Genomic DNA, 17672 nt, shown 5'->3' with positions numbered 1-17672 from the left:
GTAGAGAGGATGGTATGGATAATAAAAATAAATTTATAATTATAATAGGTTCATTTTCTTTGATTTTAGCTATGGCTTTTGGCCTGATTTTTATTTTTGATGATATTGTTTCTATTGTTAAAATGAGGAATCAAATAATTTTCTCTTGGAAATCCATTGCTATTTTATTCGTGTCACCTCTTTTCTTTTATATGTTCTCATGCGCTTTTTACTATAGTGTTACATCAAAAACCATGAAACTTAATAATGAGCTAGTAAAGATACTTACTATCATTTTTTTTGTTTTTTTAGTTTTGAGTTTCCCCATGTCCTGGTACTTAGACTCAAAACTGAGAGCAGCAGGATATACTGTTTGTGAGCGATTGTCAGTTGGCGCGCCGAATAAATATGTTAAACATCCGAAACTATGTCGCTAAGCATATATTTAATATATGCTTAGCTTAATTTTGTTTTAGTAAACTCGGTCTTCCCATATACTATAGGCGGAAGTTCCTGCTGTTACATGGTTCCATGAAATGGACTTATAATTGAGGGTAACTTTTTCATATGGCATTATGTCATGCTCATTTATGGAATGTGGGTAGGCACAGGAAATATCCGCGATAGTTGCTTCTGTAATTTTTACTTCATAAAACAGTTCTAATTGCCCCGTTTGGCTTGTCCGGTAGAAAATAAATGCAGCATTCAATGATTCGTTAGAATCTATAGCCATTGCTAATAATGGAGAGGACTTATCTATTGGTTTGACAAATTGTATTGGGTGATGATTTACATTTTGTTCTCGATTCATCATATGATTTAAACTCAGTACCTGTATTTGATCTTCGTGTCCTTTTTGGTATCGGTTCCCTATAGAGTCGAGCGTTGAACATCCTGCTGATATTAAGCCTTGTTTCTTACCATTTAATGTTAGATAAATCATGTATGACATAAAGATTACCATCCTAGTTTCTTATTCAAATCATGTTGGCTCAATGTGTAGGCCAGAGAAAGCTAACGTACCATATTCAATAAACTAGTTATAGGCACTTAAAGGCAAAAAAGATCTGCCTGAAATCCTTTTTGTTATCAGTGATGCATTGTGCGGGCGGTCTTTATGCATTGTTTGGGCGAAATAAGTGACGTAGGCTGGAAAACCAGCGTTATTGCTGCCGGAGGAATAGCGTTTCTTGTTAGCTTATGCGATTTAGGAACAAATAATTACTTTTTGTCATTTCATAACCTGATCGCGGCCTCATATATTCATCTTCTGGTCATCATAATAATTAAGAGCTATATCCTTTGTGACTCGAAATGCATAGGGGAAATGATAAATAGACTCTAACACGGGATGGTATCGTGGATTATTTACCTTTATTTATTGAGCTTAAAGCCCGATCTGTATTGCTGGTGGGGGGCGGAGAAATCGCCTCTCGTAAAGCCGATTTATTACTTCGTACTGGTGCAGCGTTAACGGTTGTTGCCCCCGAACTGCACGTAGGACTGCAACAACGCTATCAAAAAGGAGAGTTTGCGTGGGTACAGGGAACATTTAAAGCGGAATATCTGGATGGCGTATTTTTAGTGATTGCCGCCACAGATGATCACAACCTAAATCAATCTATTTTTACACAAGCCAATCAGCGCACCATCTTGACCAATGTCGTGGATAACCAACCACTCTGTTCGGCAATTTTCCCCTCAATTATTGATCGCTCCCCGATTATCGTGGCGATCTCATCGGCAGGAAAATCCCCGGTCTTAACCAGATTATTGCGAGAAAAATTGGAGTCTTTACTCCCATTTAGTCTGGGGACGATGGCAAATATCGCAGGGCGCTGGCGTGAACGGGTAAAACAGCGCCTGACTTCCATACGTCAGCGGCGTTATTTTTGGGAAAAGGCGTTTAATGGCCGTTTTGCCACCCTGATCGCCAATGGGCAACTACAACAAGCCGAAGAGCAGCTTGAACAGCAATTGGCTCAAGGTGATTCTCATCCCCAAGGGGCGCTGGCGCTGGTTGGTGCAGGGCCGGGCGATCCGGGCTTATTGACATTAAAAGGCTTGCAGGTGATCCAGCAGGCTGATGTTGTCCTTTATGACCATTTAGTGAGTGCCGACGTTCTGGAATTAGTTCGCCGTGATGCAGACAGGATCTGCGTTGGAAAAAGGGCGGGGAGTCACTCTGTGGCGCAGGAAGAAACCAACGCACTCATCATCAAATTAGCGCATCAAGGAAAAAAAGTCGTTCGCCTAAAAGGGGGTGATCCCTTTATTTTTGGTCGTGGTGGCGAGGAATTACAAGTTGCAGCGGCGGCGGGAATTCCTTTCCAAGTCGTGCCCGGCATCACCGCGGCGGTGGGAGCTGCCGCTTATGCCGGTATCCCATTGACCCACAGAGAACACGCGCAAAGCGTTACTTTTATTACCGGACATTGCCGGGAAAATGGCAATGAATTGGATTGGCCTGCGCTAGCGCGGGGCAACCAAACATTGGCGATTTATATGGGGCTAATGAAAGCCGCCTTGATCAGCCAAAAGCTGGTTGCACATGGTCGGGATATCAATACCCCCGTCGCGGTGATTGGTTGTGGCACTCGTCCAGAACAGCAAGTCTTGACCGGAACCTTAGCGGAATTGGAGCGATTGGCGCAAGAAGCCCCGTCACCTGCCTTGTTGGTCATAGGAGAGGTGGCGCAACTCCACCACCAGATAGCATGGTTTGAACAGCAATCTGTTGATCAAAAAAAGCCCGCCAATCAAAACCCTTTGATTGACCAAGAAAATGCCGCTGATCCAGTAAATCGCCCTGCTGTCATTGATTTAGTATAAGGAGTGCTCAATGGACGAAAAAAGACTGACCCACTTACAGCAACTTGAAGCTGAAAGTATCCATATTATCCGGGAGGTAGCCGCTGAATTTGCCAACCCCGTCATGCTCTATTCGATCGGCAAAGATTCCTCTGTCATGCTGCATCTTGCACGTAAGGCGTTTTATCCGGGAAAAATACCTTTTCCTTTATTGCACGTCGATACGGGCTGGAAATTTCAGGACATGTATGATTTTCGTGATCGCACAGCGGAAAAATATGGTTTTGAATTACTGGTCTACCGCAACCCGCAAGGCGAAGCTCTGGGCATTAATCCTTTTATTCATGGCAGTGCAAAACATACCGATATCATGAAAACAGAAGGATTGAAGCAAGCGCTGGATAAATACGGTTTTGATGCCGCATTTGGTGGCGCGCGGCGTGATGAAGAAAAATCGCGCGCCAAAGAGCGGATCTACTCATTCCGTGACCGTTCCCATCGTTGGGACCCTAAAAACCAACGCCCCGAACTGTGGCGCAACTATAACGGCCAGATCAACAAAGGGGAAAGTATCCGCGTCTTCCCGTTATCCAACTGGACAGAGCTGGATATCTGGCAATATATCTATCTGGAGCAAATCGATATCGTCCCCCTTTATTTTGCTAAATTCCGCCCGGTTGTTCAGCGTGAAGGGGCATTGATTATGGTTGATGATGATCGGATCGATCTGAAAGCCGGGGAAGTCATTAGCCAACGCAAAGTCCGCTTTAGGACACTTGGCTGCTGGCCACTGACAGGGGCGGTGGAATCAAAAGCAGAAACGTTACCGGAAATTATCGAAGAAATGTTGATCTCAACCACCAGCGAACGGCAAGGGCGGCTGATTGATAGTGATCAGTCAGGCTCTATGGAGCTGAAAAAGCGTCAGGGTTATTTTTAAGGAGTCCAGATATGCCAGCACTTGCACATAATGAAATCATTGCCAGCCAGATTAAACAGCAAGGCGGAGTTGAAGCCTATCTTCGGGGGCAACAGGAAAAAGGGTTATTACGCTTTTTAACCTGCGGCAGCGTTGATGATGGCAAAAGTACACTGATTGGCCGCTTGTTGCATGACACCCGCCAAATTTATGAGGATCAACTGGCCACCTTACAAAGCGATAGCAAGCGAATCGGGACTCAGGGAGAAAAACTCGATCTGGCTTTATTAGTTGATGGATTGGCGGCTGAACGAGAGCAGGGCATCACCATTGACGTTGCCTACCGCTATTTTTCTACGGAAAAGCGCAAATTTATCATCGCGGATACCCCTGGACATGAACAATATACTCGCAATATGGCCACCGGTGCCTCAACCAGCGATCTCGCCATTTTATTGATAGATGCCCGCAAAAGTGTTCAGGAACAAACGCGCCGCCACAGTTTTATCAGTACCTTGCTGGGGATCCGCCACTTGGTGGTGGCGGTCAATAAAATGGATTTAGTGGGCTATCAACAAGGCGTATTTGAACAGATCAAACAAAACTATTTGAATTTCGCGGCACAGCTCCCGGTTGATCTCAACCTCTATTTTGTGCCAATTTCAGCCTTGGAAGGGGATAACATCGTCACCCGCAGCGAGAAAATGGCGTGGCATACAGGCGCAACCTTACTGGACATTTTAGAGTCCGTGGACGTAAAAACCAAAGCGACGGAACAGCCGCTGCGTTTTCCCGTACAGTATGTCAATCGCCCTGATCTTGATTTTCGTGGCTATAGCGGCACATTGTCGTCGGGAGTTTTGCGGCCAGGCCAGCCAATAAAAGTTGTGCCATCGGGTGTGGTTTCTACGGTGGAACGCATTGTCACTTTTAACGGCGATCTCACATTTGCTGTCCCCGGCGAGGCCATCACCCTCGTCTTAAAAGATGAAATCGATATCAGCCGTGGCGACTTGTTGATTGCCGTTGAAGATCAAATGAGCGTGACTCGCCATGCCTTGGTTGATGTGGTCTGGATGTCAGAGCAGCCGCTGATCCAGGGGCAAAGTTTGGATCTCAAAGTCGCGGGCAAAAAAAGCCGGGGTAAAGTCGATAATATTCAATATCAGGTGGACATTAATCATCTGACGCAGAAAGTGGCGGTTGAGTTACCCCTTAATGCCATTGGACGGGTAGAGTTTTCATTTGATGAACCTTTATTGCTCGACAGTTATACACACAATGTGGATACCGGTGGCATTATCCTGATTGATCGTCTGACTAACGTGACTGTCGGAGCAGGATTGGTACGTGAAATCCAGTCCGATGTTTACGAAGAGCCTCAAGAATACAGTGAGTTTGAACTGGAATTTAACCGATTAGTCCGCCGCCATTTCCCGCACTGGGGAGTACGTGATCTCTTGGGAGGGAAATAGGTGGCTCAGAAGAATATCGTCTGGCATTCACATGCGTTGGATAGGGCACAGCGGGAGAGTGCAAATGGGCATCCTGCCTTGGTGATTTGGTTCACAGGACTATCGGGTTCAGGAAAATCGACGTTGGCAGGGGCATTGGAGCAGGCATTATTTGCACAGGGGATCAAAACGTACTTACTGGATGGCGATAATGTGCGTCATGGCTTATGTGGTGATTTGGGTTTTTCTGAAATCGATCGGCAGGAAAATATCCGGCGAGTCGGTGAAGTCGCAAAATTGATGGTCGATGCGGGGCTGGTTGTCTTGACTGCATTTATTTCTCCCCATAGGGCAGAGCGGCAAAAAATACGTGAATTAATGGAAGCCGGGCGATTCATTGAAGTGTATGTGGATACGCCACTGGCGATCTGTGAAGCCCGTGATCCGAAGGGGCTATATAAAAAAGCACGCGCGGGGGAGTTGCGTCATTTCACCGGAATTGATGCAGCCTATGAAGCTCCCGAACAGCCAGAAGTCCATTTGGATGGTTCACAACCGGTAGGATTTTTGGTTGAAAAATTGCTGTTTACCCTGAAAAGTACCGATATCCTGCCAACCTAATTATCAAACCCAACAAACTGTCATGAAACACATTATTATTGTTAGTGGAATAATGTGTTTCTACACTCATTTGGCTTAATGCATTTCTATTGTGTCTATCGTGCAATCCTGTTTTTTGGCAAGCCTGTTATGAGTCATGAGTCGCTTGCAAAGGGGATTATGAATGGTTTTGTGAGAGTCAGTGGCGTCATGCCTTCAGTTGTGGGATGATTAGCGGGTTTTCAGGGGGGGAGATGGGCAAACTAACGCTACTATTATTGGTTCTGCTGGGGTGGTTACAGTATTCGCTGTGGTTCGGCAAAAATGGTATTCACGATTATGTGCGGGTTAAGGCCGAAGTCGATAAACAAGAGGTCGATAACCTTAAACTGAAAGCACGTAACGACCAGCTATTTGCTGAAATCAAAGATCTGAAAGGGGGTCAGGAAGCGATTGAAGAACGCGCTCGTAATGAATTAGGCATGATTAAACCAGGAGAATCTTTTTATCGTATGGTGCCTGATACCTCAAAACATAATGCGCAATAACTTTTTTACACCAATACAGTAATAATAATCGAAATGAATAATTCACGACTTCATTCTCCTGCTGGTGTTTCTCTTACCGACAAGGCATGTGTTGAACATCATGATACTGCTGAAATTATCGCCTTGATCCCGGCTGCGGGTATCGGTAGCCGGATGAAATCAGATTGCCCAAAACAGTATCTCAATATTGCCGGAAAAACGATCCTTGAACATACCTTGGCAGCGTTGCTTGGGCACCCTCGTATACAACGCGTAATTATTGCGCTGAATCCGGCTGATACACAATTTGCACAATTACCCATCGCCTCTGATCCAAGAATTACGACAGTCATTGGCGGTGAAGAGAGGGCGGATTCGGTACTGGCTGGGTTAGATTTTTTGGCTGGTTTGCCGACAGACAGGACAATCTGGGTCTTAGTCCATGATGCGGCCCGTCCTTGTCTTCACCGCAATGATCTCGATAGCTTGCTGCGGCTGGTTGATGACAACGCAAAATCCCCCGACATCTGTGGTGGGCTTTTGGCCTCACCCGTGAGGGATACCATGAAACGGATGGTCTCATCATCAGCGGAGGATCCATCGACAATACCCCCCCCATTGATAGCCCATACTGTTGATCGCAACGGACTTTGGCATGCTTTGACTCCGCAGTTATTCCCTTTGCAGCTATTGCGTGATTGCCTGAACAAAGCACTTGCCGATCAAGCCTGTATCACTGATGAATCTTCGGCGCTTGAGCATTGTGGTTATCGTCCCTTACTTATCAATGGACGAGCGGACAACATCAAGGTGACTCAACCTGAAGATTTGGCATTGGCCGAATTTTACCTATCCCGAAAAGCTAAGGAATCTATCGTATGAGAATTGGGCACGGTTTTGATGTGCATAAATTTGGCGGAGAAGGTCCACTGGTTATTGGCGGTGTTCGCATTCCCTATGAGCAAGGATTAATTGCCCATTCAGATGGTGATGTTGCCTTGCACGCTGCCACAGATGCCCTATTGGGGGCAGCCGCATTGGGCGATATTGGTAAATTATTTCCCGATACCGATCCCGCCTTTAAAGGTGCAGATAGTCGTGAACTACTGAAAGAAGCCTACCGCCATATTCGCGCAAAGGGTTATCGGTTAGGGAACCTGGATATCACCATCATTGCACAGGCACCGAAAATGTTGCCGCATATTCCCCAGATGCGAGTTAATCTGGCGGAAGATCTTGAATGCCATATGGATGATATAAACGTTAAAGCGACAACAACAGAAAAACTGGGATTTGTCGGTCGTAAAGAAGGTATTGCCTGCGAAGCGGTTGCTTTGTTGGTAAAGGAATGAATATGACATTGAGTGAATTACATTGGCTTTATGGTCGGCCGGAAGCGACCGGTATTGTTAAAGCCACACCGGAAGATTTTATTGTTCGCGAAGACTTGGGGTTTTCTCCTGATGGAGAAGGCGAACACTTAATGGTACATATCCGTAAGACGGGATGTAACACCCAATTTGTCGCGGATCACCTCGCCCGTTTTGCCCAAATACCGGCTCGTTCCGTCAGTTATGCGGGTTTGAAAGATCGTAATGCCGTGACAGAACAGTGGTTTTGCTTGCATCTACCGGGGAAACAAGATCCGGATTTAGCGGCATTTCAACTTGAGGGTTGTGAAGTGCTGGCCACTTCCCGCCAGAAACGTAAGCTACGGATTGGTGCATTGAAAGGCAACGAATTCACGCTGGTATTAAGAGAAATTTCTGATCGGCAAGCAGTGGAAAAACGCTTGCAGCAGATAGCGCAAACTGGCGTTCCAAATTATTTTGGTGAACAGCGTTTCGGACGGGGTGGACAAAATTTAGTTCAGGCTCAACGCTGGGCGGCGAATGAAATTCAGGTCAAAGAACGTAATCGCCGCAGTTTTTACCTTTCCGCCTGTCGTAGCGCTATGTTTAATGCGGTTGCCAGCCAACGTATCGCTCAAGATGAGCACCAAAAGGTAAAAAATGGCGATGCGCTACAATTAACCGGACGGGGTAGCTGGTTTGTGGCCGATGAATCTGAATTGCCGATATTACAGCAGCGCGTGATGGATGGAGAGTTACAGATAACCGCGCCTTTAGCGGGTGACAAGGCGTTGGGAACACAGCATCAAGCCCTGGATTTCGAGCAACAATGTTTATTGGATTACGACACGCTTTGGGGATTGGCTAAACGTGAACGTGTTGAGAGTACCCGTCGGGCAATACTGGTGAAACCACTTAACCTGAATTGGGAATGGCAAGATGACCAAACCGTCACCCTCCATTTCGCTTTGCCATCCGGTAGCTTTGCAACCAGTGTTGTCAGGGAATTGATCAACCAAGATCAAAACAAGATTGCGGATATCGCGGAGTAATTGTTTCCCGCAAATCCCATCACATTTTTATACTGGTTTACTGGTTGTCTACCAAGATACACAAGGGATAGGTAATTTACTTGGTTCTATTGTGTATCTTGGTGCTTCCCTTGTGTAAGGCCGGAGTGCAAAGCGCTCTACAAAACTGTCAACGTCATGCTAAGATCGGTCAATTTTCTGATAGCCTTAATATTGTCCAATCATAAGTTGCGCCCAATAAACGGGACAACACACAGAGTAAGTTACAGTATTAACCTATTTTATTATTAATAAAATCAATGAGATATATCAATGCTGCGGATATTGCTGAGTAACGATGATGGTGTCACCGCACCCGGTATTCAAACCTTAGCGGCTACATTGCGGAAACACTATCTTGTTCAGGTCGTTGCACCTGACCGTAACCGTAGTGGTGCGTCGAATGCTTTAACACTGGATCGCCCTTTGCGTATCAACACACTACAAAATGGTGATATTTCCGTTCAGGAAGGTACACCAACCGACTGTGTCTATTTGGGCGTGAATAAACTGGTTCATCCTCGGCCTGACATTGTCGTTTCTGGCATCAACTGTGGCCCTAATCTCGGTGATGATGTGATTTACTCTGGTACGGTTGCGGCGGCAATGGAAGGGCGCCACTTAGGATTACCTGCACTGGCAGTATCACTTAATGGCGACAAACATTATGACACGGCGGCAGAAGTCACTGTGTGTTTATTAACTTTGCTGCAAAAATCCCCATTGAGAGCGGGCAATATCCTGAATGTGAATGTACCTGATATTCCCATTGAACAAATTAAGGGGTTTCGGGTGACGCGATGCGGTAGCCGCAGTGCTGCTGAACACGTCTATGCCCAGGAAGATCCTAAAGGCAATATGCTCTATTGGATAGGCCCTCCTGGAGAAAAGCGTGATTTTGGGTCTGAAACAGATTTTGCTGCGGTAGAAGAGGGATTCGTCTCTATTACTCCCTTACAGGTGGACTTAACGGCTTATAAAGCTCAGGAGTTGGTAAATGATTGGTTGGCAAGAGTCGGGGATATTGGGGAATGTTAAACCGGTCGATGAAAAATTTGCTGACACAATTGCGCCAGCAAGGCATTCACAACGAACCTTTGTTGGCGGTTATTGCCAAAGTACCTAGAGAATGTTTTGTTGATGAGGCCCTTGCACATAAGGCATATGAAAATACCGCCCTGCCCATTGGTCATGGGCAAACCATATCCCAACCTTATATTGTTGCTCGCATGACTGAATTACTGAATTTAACTCCTGAATCCAATGTATTGGAAATTGGAACCGGCTCAGGTTATCAGACAGCAATACTTGCCCACTTAGCCAGACGCGTTTTCTCCGTGGAACGGATTAAGGGATTACAGTGGCAGGCTAAGCGCAGATTGAAGCAACTCGATCTCCACAATATCTCAACCCGCCACGGTGATGGCTGGAATGGATGGCCATCAAAAGGGCCATTTGACGCTATAATTGTCACAGCCGCACCGCCAGAAATTCCGCAGGCGTTACTCCACCAACTGGCCGAAGGGGGCGTGATGGTTTTACCTGTCGGCGAGAATACTCAGTTATTGAAAGTGGTACATCGTTATGGGAATGATTTTCATGGCGACGTTATTGAACCCGTCCGTTTTGTACCCCTAATTCAAGGCGAGCTAGCATAATCGGCTAATTTATTTGATAAGTAATTGCAAATTAGCTGTTATTTTTTCTGAAATTAAGCAAAATGTCTCGCTTTAAATCTTTTGTAATTCTAAATTTTTTATGAGTCATCGTTATTTGCGCTTATATATTTGCCTTATATGGGGGAATAAAAGTATGAATCTAGAAAGCCCAGTGAAAAAAATAAAGTGGATAATCGCCAGCACTGTTATGGGCGTTATGCTGGTAGGTTGCAGTAATACACCCAATCGTCCAGCGCCAATAGTGAATATCGACAATAAGGGAAAAAACGGAGGATTGTTCTCCAAACCGTCATCAATTTCGACACCAATGCCATCTTCTCCTCCTTCAATCTCAAAGGATCGTGTATCAGATAATCATGCTGCTAAAAACCGTCAGCTAGTGAATGATGCTGCTAATAGCACTTCGTCCCAAGGGCGAATCATCTATAGACGCAACTACGAAAATATCCCCAAGGGAAGCTACAACGGGAACACTTATACGGTTAAACATGGCGATACCTTGTTTTATATAGCCTGGGTTACAGGGGATGATTTTCGTGATCTAGCTCTCAGAAACAATATTTCAGAGCCTTATAGCTTAAATGTTGGTCAACTCCTGAGAATTGGTAATGCAACCTCCAAAAATGGTGTATTAATAGCATCAAATAGTACTCAATCTAAAATTAAGCAGGTTGATTTTCAAAAAATTAATGCGTATCCTGCAAATATTGATAGACCGAGTTCAGGAAAAATGTTGCCAAAGGTGACTATTTCTGAAAACAACAATGCAGATTCAAAAGTATTTACGGCAGCAGATGCGGGAATAAATAACACCATTAATGGTATTGAAACTATTAATAGTTGGAGGTGGCCGGCAGAAGGAAAAATTCTTGAGGGCTTCTCTGATTCTCAAGGGGGAAATAAGGGCATTGATATTGCGGGGAGTCGTGGCCAACCCGTATTTGCAACCGCTGGTGGGAAAGTGGTTTATGCCGGAAATGTGTTACGTGGCTATGGAAATCTAATAATAATAAAACATAACGATGACTACCTGAGTGCCTATGCACACAACGACACAATGTTGGTTCGTGATCAGCAGGATGTCCAGGCGGGGCAAAAAATTGCCACTATGGGTAGCACCGGAACAAGTTCAGTAAGATTGCATTTTGAAATTCGCTATAAGGGAAAATCCGTAAACCCGCTGCGTTATCTTCCGCAGCGATAAACCGGGGCAGGGATCTTAATTCCTGCCCGCATTATCATGGGTAGGAGCAGCTGATGAGCCAAGGTACGCTTAAAGTTAATGAGTTGTATGATGATGCGGATTTAGACGAAAATAGCACGGAAGCTGATGACTTTGATGAAGCGTTGCTGAAAGATGAGGATGATGTAGCTGATCTTGATGAAGATTTGGAGTTGTTACAAGGGGTAAACCAACGGGTTCTTGACGCAACACAACTTTATCTCGGAGAGATTGGTTTCTCGCCTCTGCTGACAGCAGAGGAAGAGGTTTTTTTTGCCAGACGAGCATTGCGAGGAGATATTGCTGCACGCCAACGTATGATTGAAAGCAATTTGCGATTGGTTGTAAAAATATCCCGCCGATATAGCAATCGTGGATTAGCACTGCTAGATCTGATTGAAGAAGGTAACCTCGGGCTTATTCGTGCAGTGGAAAAATTTGATCCTGAAAGGGGTTTTCGTTTTTCTACTTATGCGACATGGTGGATCCGTCAAACAATTGAACGTGCCATTATGAACCAAACTCGCACGATCCGTCTGCCTATTCACATCGTCAAAGAATTAAATGTCTATTTACGTACGGCAAGAGAACTGGCACATAAATTGGACCATGAACCCAGTGTCGAAGAAATTGCGGAGAAACTGGATAAACCCATTGAAGATGTAAGTCGTATGATGCGGCTTAACGAACGCATTACTTCTGTCGATACACCAATTAGTGGTGATTCAGATAAAGCATTATTGGATATTTTATCTGATGAAAATGATTCAGGGCCGGAAACAACGATTCAAGATGATGACATGAAACAGAGCATCGTGAAATGGTTGTTTGAACTGAACGCAAAACAGCGCGAGGTTTTGGCTCGCCGTTTCGGTTTGCTTGGATACGAAGCAGAGACATTAGAAGACGTTGGGCGAGAAATAGGTTTAACCAGGGAGAGAGTAAGACAGATCCAAGTTGAAGGATTACGTCGCTTGAAGGATATATTGCATTCCCAAGGTCTGAATATGGAATCTTTATTCCGCACTTAATCTTTTATACCGAATGAACTTATACCTAAGAAATTTCAAATTGTGGCGTAGTGAAAAAATAAACCAATTTCCAGAAACAAAGATAATCAGGTCGTTGGAAAGAGTAGGAGTAATTACTGAAGTGACAATTGAAAAGATAATGGTGTATTCGGTCGTAATCTTAAGGTGGGCTAAATCAGCCCACCTTTTATTTATTCACTTATTTATATTTTCATGGCCATTTGGTGTTTCATTTATCAATTTTAGATAATGGGAACACCACTATGAAATTTAAAATCATGATCGGGAGTTTGAATAAGTTCCGCTTCAACCTGGCCGAAATAATTCACTCTCTCTGTCATATCCTCTTTAGATATTGACTGCGCCAGTGTCAAATAATCTTGATAATGGCGAGCTTCTGAACGTAGCAGGGAAACATAAAATTTACCCAAATCTTCATCCAGATGGGGAGCCAATTTTGCAAAACGTTCGCATGAGCGTGCTTCAATATAAGCGCCAATAATCAACTTATCGACCAAGGTATAAGGTTCATGGTGGGTGGCATGCTGAAATAGGGATTTAGCATAGCGGCTGGCACTGATACTGTCATAGCTTATTCCTCTGGCATCCATGATTTCTAAGACTTGATAAAAATGGTGCAACTCTTCTTTAATCAATAACACCATCTTATCGATGAGATCTTGGCTGTAAGGTGATTTTGGCCGGGCGATAATTTGCTTGGTGGCCTGGTTTTTTCCTTTTAATGAATGAATATCGCCTATTTTTTTGTAGGCAAAATCTTCATAGGGTTGAAACCAAGCCAGCAGAGTATCGGCACTCTCAAGATCAACGGCATACTTACGAATTAAGAACATCGCACTTTGTGCTGCTTTCAATTCGCATAGCAGATGATCGCGCAACAAAATTGGCAAACTCTCAGGTTGCCGAGCCTTTTCGACCCATTGGTCGGGAGTTTCGCACTGTAAAAATTGATAAATGGGGGCTAACAGATTAGTATCAAACTTCATTGTCATTCCATTCATGGTTAAACCCTATCTTTGTTAAACCATATCTTTTAGGCGATAAATCCATTCCAATGCTTGACGAGGTGTCAGGGTATCTGGATTCAGGTTTTCCAATGCTTCAACGGCTGGAGAGGTTTCTTCTGTCAGCAGGGTCAATTGTGGTGTATCGACATGGCCTGCCGTCGCATGATTGGAGAGTGATTCCAGCTCTTTTAATTTTTGGCGAGCACGTTTAATCACCTCACGTGGAACACCTGCCAGCGCGGCAACCGCCAGTCCATAACTCTTGCTTGCAGCCCCATCCTGCACGCTGTGCATAAAAGCAATGGTATCGCCATGCTCGACCGCATCAAGATGGATATTGGCGACACCTTCCAGTTTCTCAGGGAGTGTTGTCAATTCGAAATAGTGAGTCGCAAACAGGGTCATTGCCTTGATTCGATTGGCTAAACCTTCAGCACAAGCCCAGGCCAGGGATAAGCCATCATACGTCGATGTACCCCGGCCAATCTCATCCATTAAAACCAAACTGTATTCAGTCGCGTTATGCAGGATATTGGCAGTTTCAGTCATTTCCACCATAAAGGTAGAACGACCTGACGCCAAGTCATCAGACGCACCAACACGGGTAAAGATGCGATCGACCGGACCAATCACCGCTTTTTCGGCGGGAACAAAGCTGCCAATATAAGCCATCAACGTAATCAACGCTGCCTGACGCATATAGGTACTTTTTCCCCCCATATTCGGCCCGGTAATGATCAATAAACGGCGCTGTGACGAGAGCGTTAATGGGTTAGCAATAAACGGTTCGCTCAATACTTGCTCGACAACCGGATGTCGTCCGCCAGTGATCTGGATACCCACTTTATCCGCCAGTATCGGGCGGGTGTAATTTAAGGTTTCAGCACGTTCGGCAAGGTTTGCCAGTACATCAAGTTCTGACAGCGCTTCGGCACAGGTTTGCAAATCGGCCAGATGAGGCAGCAACAGATCAAATAACTCTTCGTACAAGGCCTTTTCAATGGCAAGCGCTTTGCCTTTGGAAGTGAGCACCTTGTCCTCATATTCCTTTAACTCAGGAATGATATAGCGTTCCGCATTTTTCAGTGTTTGACGACGAACATAATGAATTGGCACTAAATGGCTTTGCCCACGGCTGACTTGAATATAGTAACCATGTACTGCATTAAAGCCCACTTTTAGGCTATCAATGCCAAGTTTCTCGCGTTCGCGGATCTCCAGCTTATCCAGATAATCACTGGCGCCATCGGCCAGTGCTCGCCACTCATCCAGTTCAGTATGATAACCTGTGGCAATAACGCCACCGTCACGCACCAGCACAGGTGGCGTTTCGACAATGGCATTCTCCAGTAGTGTCTGCAATGCATCAAAATGTCCCACACGCTGTTGTAGCCTCTGAATATAGGGAGAATCAGAAGATATCAGGATCTGATGAATATCAGGCAATTGCTGGAAAGCATGGCGCATTTTGGCCAGATCACGGGGACGAGCAGAGCGGAGGGCAAGGCGGCCAAGAACACGTTCCAGGTCGCCGACTTGGCGCAAAAAGGGCCGCAATTCATAACCGATTTCCTGTAATGCAGAAATGGCCTGGTAACGGTTTTCCAGCACATCTTGATTGCGGGTTGGTGTATGCAGCCAGCGTTTCAACATGCGACTGCCCATCGGTGTGACACACTGGTCAAGTACCGAAGCCAGGGTATTCTCAGTACCGCCGGATAAATTTTGTGTCAGCTCCAGATTACGGCGGGTGGCGGCATCCATGATGACCGTTTCTTGCTGGCGTTCCATCGTCATGCTGCGAATATGGGGTAATGCGGTGCGTTGGGTATCTTTGACATATTGCAACAAACAACCTGCTGCCCGCAGGGCGAGTGTCGCTTTTTCCACACCAAAGCCAATCAGGTCACGGGTGCCAAATTGTAAATTCAGTTGTTGCCTTGCGGTATCCAGCTCAAATTCCCACATTGGGCGTCGGCGCAGGCCATGACAACGTTCAATCAGCGTCATAGGGTCGAAGGTTTCAGGATAGAGCAGCTCCGCAGGGCGGGTACGTTGCAATTCTGCGGCAATACTCTCTTCATCGGACATTTCAGACACGCGGAAACGGCCAGAAGTGATATCCAGCGTCGCGTAACCAAAGCCTTGGCTATCATGCCAGATAGCGGCCAGCAGATTATCCTGCCGCTCATGTAGCAAGGCTTCATCCGTTACAGTGCCAGGGGTGACAATACGCACAACTTTGCGCTCAACAGGGCCTTTACTGGTTGCAGGATCACCAACTTGTTCGCAGATTGCCGCCGATTCACCGAGTTGCACCAGTTTTGCCAGATAGTTTTCGATGGCGTGATAAGGGACACCCGCCATTGGAATCGGCTGACCCGCCGATTGCCCGCGCTTGGTTAGGGAAATATCCAGTAACTTCGCCGCTTTTTTGGCATCATCAAAGAACAACTCATAAAAATCTCCCATCCGATAAAGCAGCAGAATATCGGGATGCTGCGCTTTCAGACGCAGATACTGCTGCATCATGGGAGTATGGCTATCTATATCCTTTGCTGGAGATTCTTTCATATTGACTTGATTCAATTTTATTATTCCTGTTGACTCAGTTGGGCTATCGACACTCAGTCAACCCATCTAAATGACAAAACCTAAATATAATCAGCTAAGGATGGAACGCTAATAGACCTCATCCTGGGCGAAAACGCTATCTTATCACTGATAATCTGTGTGATTCATCTGTGGGTGCGATTAGGACGATTTAAAGGGTAGGTTAGCAGGATTACTCGCAGGAATGTATCAGATTTTTTCACAATTCAGCAGGATTGCGAAGCGGCTCGATTGTTGTTTGGTTTAAGTCATGCTATCAAGTAATAGAAAACCTATGGCAGAAAGCATTTGAATTCTATTAGAGATATTGAGAATTGATGGATTTAGAGGAAATTATCGTGGCTACTTACCAACCTCCTTATACTATTACCCCAGACATACTTAATCGAGTGGTGGAAATTGGTGAATTACTAGGGCGTTGGTCAATGCAAGCGGAGACTGCGTCGCCTTTATTACGTAAAGAGAATCGCATTCGTACCATACAGGCATCATTGGCAATTGAAAATAATAATCTGTCTACGGAGCAGGTGACAGCAATTATTGATGGAAAACGTGTGCTGGCACCGATAAGAGATATTCAGGAGGTGCGTAATGCTATATTGGCCTATGAAAAACTACCGGATTGGCGTAGCTCCCGATTAACGGATTTACTGACTGCACATCGGTTACTGATGACTGGATTGGTTGATCGCCCAGGACAATTTCGCTGGGGAGGTGTGGGAATTTATCGAGAAAAACAGTTAATCCATATGGCTCCCCCTGCTAGTCAAATACCACGGTTAGTGGGTGAGTTGCTGACATGGTTGAAACAGACGGATACCCATCCATTAATCTCCAGTTCAATTTTCCATTATGAGTTTGAATTTATTCATCCCTTTACCGACGGTAATGGCCGTATGGGGCGCTTGTGGCAAACATTGATTTTGAGCGAATGGCGTCCTGAATTAGCGTGGTTACCGGTAGAAACGTTAATTCATTATCAACAACAAGATTATTATCAGGTACTTAGGGAATGTGACCGCACCAGTGACTGTACGCTATTTATCAATTTTATGCTGGAAAAATTAGCCGAAGCACTTAAAGAAAATCTGGATCTTCAAAAACAGAATGCTGTCGCAATGTCGGTAGAAATGTCGGTACAAATGCCGGTAGAAATGTCGGTAGAAAAACCACAACCAGTGAGTGCCACATCGCAGAAAATCTTATCGGCTATTATTGCTTATCCTGCCATTACCATAACCCAATTGGCTGAAGAATTAGGGCTAAGTCGGCGTACAATAGAGCGAAATATTAAAATATTACGGGATACAGGGTATTTGAGCCGTGTTGGGGCGAAGAAAGGCGGTTATTGGCGAGTTAAGTAATTAGCGAATAATTATCCCCTTTG

The 17672-nt window shown here is 45.2% G+C and carries 17 protein-coding genes; 14 read left to right on the top strand and 3 right to left on the bottom strand.

The window, feature by feature from the left end:
* Nucleotides 1-14 precede the first annotated feature (14 nt).
* A complete protein-coding gene (locus Xkoz_RS09840) occupies nt 15-416 on the top strand; it encodes a DUF1240 domain-containing protein (RefSeq protein ID WP_099141995.1) in 402 nt (133 codons plus the stop codon).
* A gap of 35 nt (nt 417-451) precedes the next feature.
* On the opposite strand, the gene Xkoz_RS09835 is transcribed toward Xkoz_RS09840, so the two are convergent.
* Nucleotides 452-931: an Hcp family type VI secretion system effector gene (locus Xkoz_RS09835; RefSeq protein WP_099142044.1), complete on the bottom strand. Its 480-nt coding sequence runs from the start codon at nt 929-931 to the stop codon at nt 452-454.
* Nucleotides 932-1338: 407 nt separating this feature from the next.
* Between Xkoz_RS09835 and cysG the strand changes: the two genes are divergently transcribed.
* The 12 genes from cysG (at nt 1339) to rpoS (ending at nt 12644) form a co-directional block, all read left to right on the top strand.
* On the top strand, nt 1339-2811 hold the full coding sequence (gene cysG / locus Xkoz_RS09830) for a siroheme synthase CysG (protein ID WP_099141994.1): 1473 nt from the start codon (nt 1339-1341) through the stop codon (nt 2809-2811).
* A gap of 10 nt (nt 2812-2821) precedes the next feature.
* Entirely contained in the window at nt 2822-3730 is a 909-nt protein-coding gene (gene cysD, locus Xkoz_RS09825; protein ID WP_099141993.1) for a sulfate adenylyltransferase subunit CysD, read from the top strand.
* Nucleotides 3731-3741: 11 nt separating this feature from the next.
* Nucleotides 3742-5184, top strand: coding sequence for a sulfate adenylyltransferase subunit CysN (gene cysN / locus Xkoz_RS09820; RefSeq protein WP_099141992.1), 1443 nt, complete (start codon nt 3742-3744; stop codon nt 5182-5184).
* Nucleotides 5185-5784 (top strand): adenylyl-sulfate kinase, encoded by a 600-nt coding sequence (gene cysC, locus Xkoz_RS09815; RefSeq protein WP_099141991.1) that lies wholly within the window; start codon nt 5185-5187, stop codon nt 5782-5784.
* Nucleotides 5785-6017: 233 nt separating this feature from the next.
* A complete protein-coding gene (gene ftsB, locus Xkoz_RS09810; protein ID WP_099141990.1) occupies nt 6018-6311 on the top strand; it encodes a cell division protein FtsB in 294 nt (97 codons plus the stop codon).
* A 33-nt stretch (nt 6312-6344) separates the two neighbouring features.
* Nucleotides 6345-7172, top strand: a complete 828-nt coding sequence (gene ispD, locus Xkoz_RS09805) for a 2-C-methyl-D-erythritol 4-phosphate cytidylyltransferase (RefSeq protein ID WP_099141989.1) — start codon at nt 6345-6347, stop codon at nt 7170-7172.
* A complete protein-coding gene (gene ispF / locus Xkoz_RS09800; RefSeq protein ID WP_099141988.1) occupies nt 7169-7642 on the top strand; it encodes a 2-C-methyl-D-erythritol 2,4-cyclodiphosphate synthase in 474 nt (157 codons plus the stop codon). Before ispD ends, ispF begins: the two co-directional genes overlap by 4 nt.
* Before the next feature lie 2 nt (nt 7643-7644).
* Nucleotides 7645-8694 carry a tRNA pseudouridine(13) synthase TruD gene (truD, locus tag Xkoz_RS09795; protein WP_099141987.1) on the top strand — a complete coding sequence of 350 codons (1050 nt, stop codon included), beginning with the start codon at nt 7645-7647 and terminating at the stop codon, nt 8692-8694.
* A gap of 291 nt (nt 8695-8985) precedes the next feature.
* Entirely contained in the window at nt 8986-9750 is a 765-nt protein-coding gene (gene surE / locus Xkoz_RS09790; protein ID WP_099141986.1) for a 5'/3'-nucleotidase SurE, read from the top strand.
* The gene (locus Xkoz_RS09785; RefSeq protein ID WP_099141985.1) at nt 9744-10370 is read left to right on the top strand and encodes a protein-L-isoaspartate(D-aspartate) O-methyltransferase; all 627 of its coding nucleotides are present in this window, start codon (nt 9744-9746) and stop codon (nt 10368-10370) included. Before surE ends, Xkoz_RS09785 begins: the two co-directional genes overlap by 7 nt.
* A 154-nt stretch (nt 10371-10524) precedes the next feature.
* Nucleotides 10525-11595, top strand: coding sequence for a murein hydrolase activator NlpD (gene nlpD / locus Xkoz_RS09780; RefSeq protein WP_099141984.1), 1071 nt, complete (start codon nt 10525-10527; stop codon nt 11593-11595).
* Between the two features lie 53 nt (nt 11596-11648).
* Nucleotides 11649-12644: an RNA polymerase sigma factor RpoS gene (rpoS, locus tag Xkoz_RS09775; RefSeq protein WP_099141983.1), complete on the top strand. Its 996-nt coding sequence runs from the start codon at nt 11649-11651 to the stop codon at nt 12642-12644.
* 242 nt (nt 12645-12886) lie between these two features.
* Here the strand turns inward: rpoS and miaE are convergent, their stop codons facing one another.
* Nucleotides 12887-13651, bottom strand: coding sequence for a tRNA isopentenyl-2-thiomethyl-A-37 hydroxylase MiaE (miaE, locus tag Xkoz_RS09765; RefSeq protein WP_099141981.1), 765 nt, complete (start codon nt 13649-13651; stop codon nt 12887-12889).
* Nucleotides 13652-13684: 33 nt separating this feature from the next.
* Nucleotides 13685-16246, bottom strand: coding sequence for a DNA mismatch repair protein MutS (gene mutS, locus Xkoz_RS09760; protein WP_099142043.1), 2562 nt, complete (start codon nt 16244-16246; stop codon nt 13685-13687).
* Between the two features lie 377 nt (nt 16247-16623).
* Here mutS and Xkoz_RS09755 point away from each other — a divergent pair, with 377 nt between their 5' ends.
* Nucleotides 16624-17649, top strand: coding sequence for a Fic family protein (locus Xkoz_RS09755; RefSeq protein WP_099142042.1), 1026 nt, complete (start codon nt 16624-16626; stop codon nt 17647-17649).
* Nucleotides 17650-17672 lie beyond the last annotated feature (23 nt).

Origin of the sequence: Xenorhabdus kozodoii (genome assembly GCF_002632875.1) — a bacterium.
In the GTDB taxonomy this organism is placed as follows: Bacteria; Pseudomonadota; Gammaproteobacteria; order Enterobacterales; family Enterobacteriaceae; genus Xenorhabdus; species Xenorhabdus kozodoii.
Note: the sequence above shows the minus strand (reverse complement) of the source record. Positions and strands in the feature narration are given on the sequence as shown.

What these genes read in the sequence shown, in the direction of transcription:
- Xkoz_RS09840 (WP_099141995.1), top strand. Translation starts at nt 15, where the DNA reads ATGGATAATAAAAATAAATTTATAATTATAATAGGTTCATTTTCTTTG.
- Xkoz_RS09835 (WP_099142044.1), bottom strand. Translation starts at nt 931, where the DNA reads ATGTCATACATGATTTATCTAACATTAAATGGTAAGAAACAAGGCTTA.
- cysD (WP_099141993.1), top strand. Translation starts at nt 2,822, where the DNA reads ATGGACGAAAAAAGACTGACCCACTTACAGCAACTTGAAGCTGAAAGT.
- cysN (WP_099141992.1), top strand. Translation starts at nt 3,742, where the DNA reads ATGCCAGCACTTGCACATAATGAAATCATTGCCAGCCAGATTAAACAG.
- ftsB (WP_099141990.1), top strand. Translation starts at nt 6,018, where the DNA reads ATGGGCAAACTAACGCTACTATTATTGGTTCTGCTGGGGTGGTTACAG.
- ispD (WP_099141989.1), top strand. Translation starts at nt 6,345, where the DNA reads ATGAATAATTCACGACTTCATTCTCCTGCTGGTGTTTCTCTTACCGAC.
- ispF (WP_099141988.1), top strand. Translation starts at nt 7,169, where the DNA reads ATGAGAATTGGGCACGGTTTTGATGTGCATAAATTTGGCGGAGAAGGT.
- truD (WP_099141987.1), top strand. Translation starts at nt 7,645, where the DNA reads ATGACATTGAGTGAATTACATTGGCTTTATGGTCGGCCGGAAGCGACC.
- surE (WP_099141986.1), top strand. Translation starts at nt 8,986, where the DNA reads ATGCTGCGGATATTGCTGAGTAACGATGATGGTGTCACCGCACCCGGT.
- Xkoz_RS09785 (WP_099141985.1), top strand. Translation starts at nt 9,744, where the DNA reads ATGTTAAACCGGTCGATGAAAAATTTGCTGACACAATTGCGCCAGCAA.
- nlpD (WP_099141984.1), top strand. Translation starts at nt 10,525, where the DNA reads ATGAATCTAGAAAGCCCAGTGAAAAAAATAAAGTGGATAATCGCCAGC.
- rpoS (WP_099141983.1), top strand. Translation starts at nt 11,649, where the DNA reads ATGAGCCAAGGTACGCTTAAAGTTAATGAGTTGTATGATGATGCGGAT.
- miaE (WP_099141981.1), bottom strand. Translation starts at nt 13,651, where the DNA reads ATGAAGTTTGATACTAATCTGTTAGCCCCCATTTATCAATTTTTACAG.
- mutS (WP_099142043.1), bottom strand. Translation starts at nt 16,246, where the DNA reads ATGAAAGAATCTCCAGCAAAGGATATAGATAGCCATACTCCCATGATG.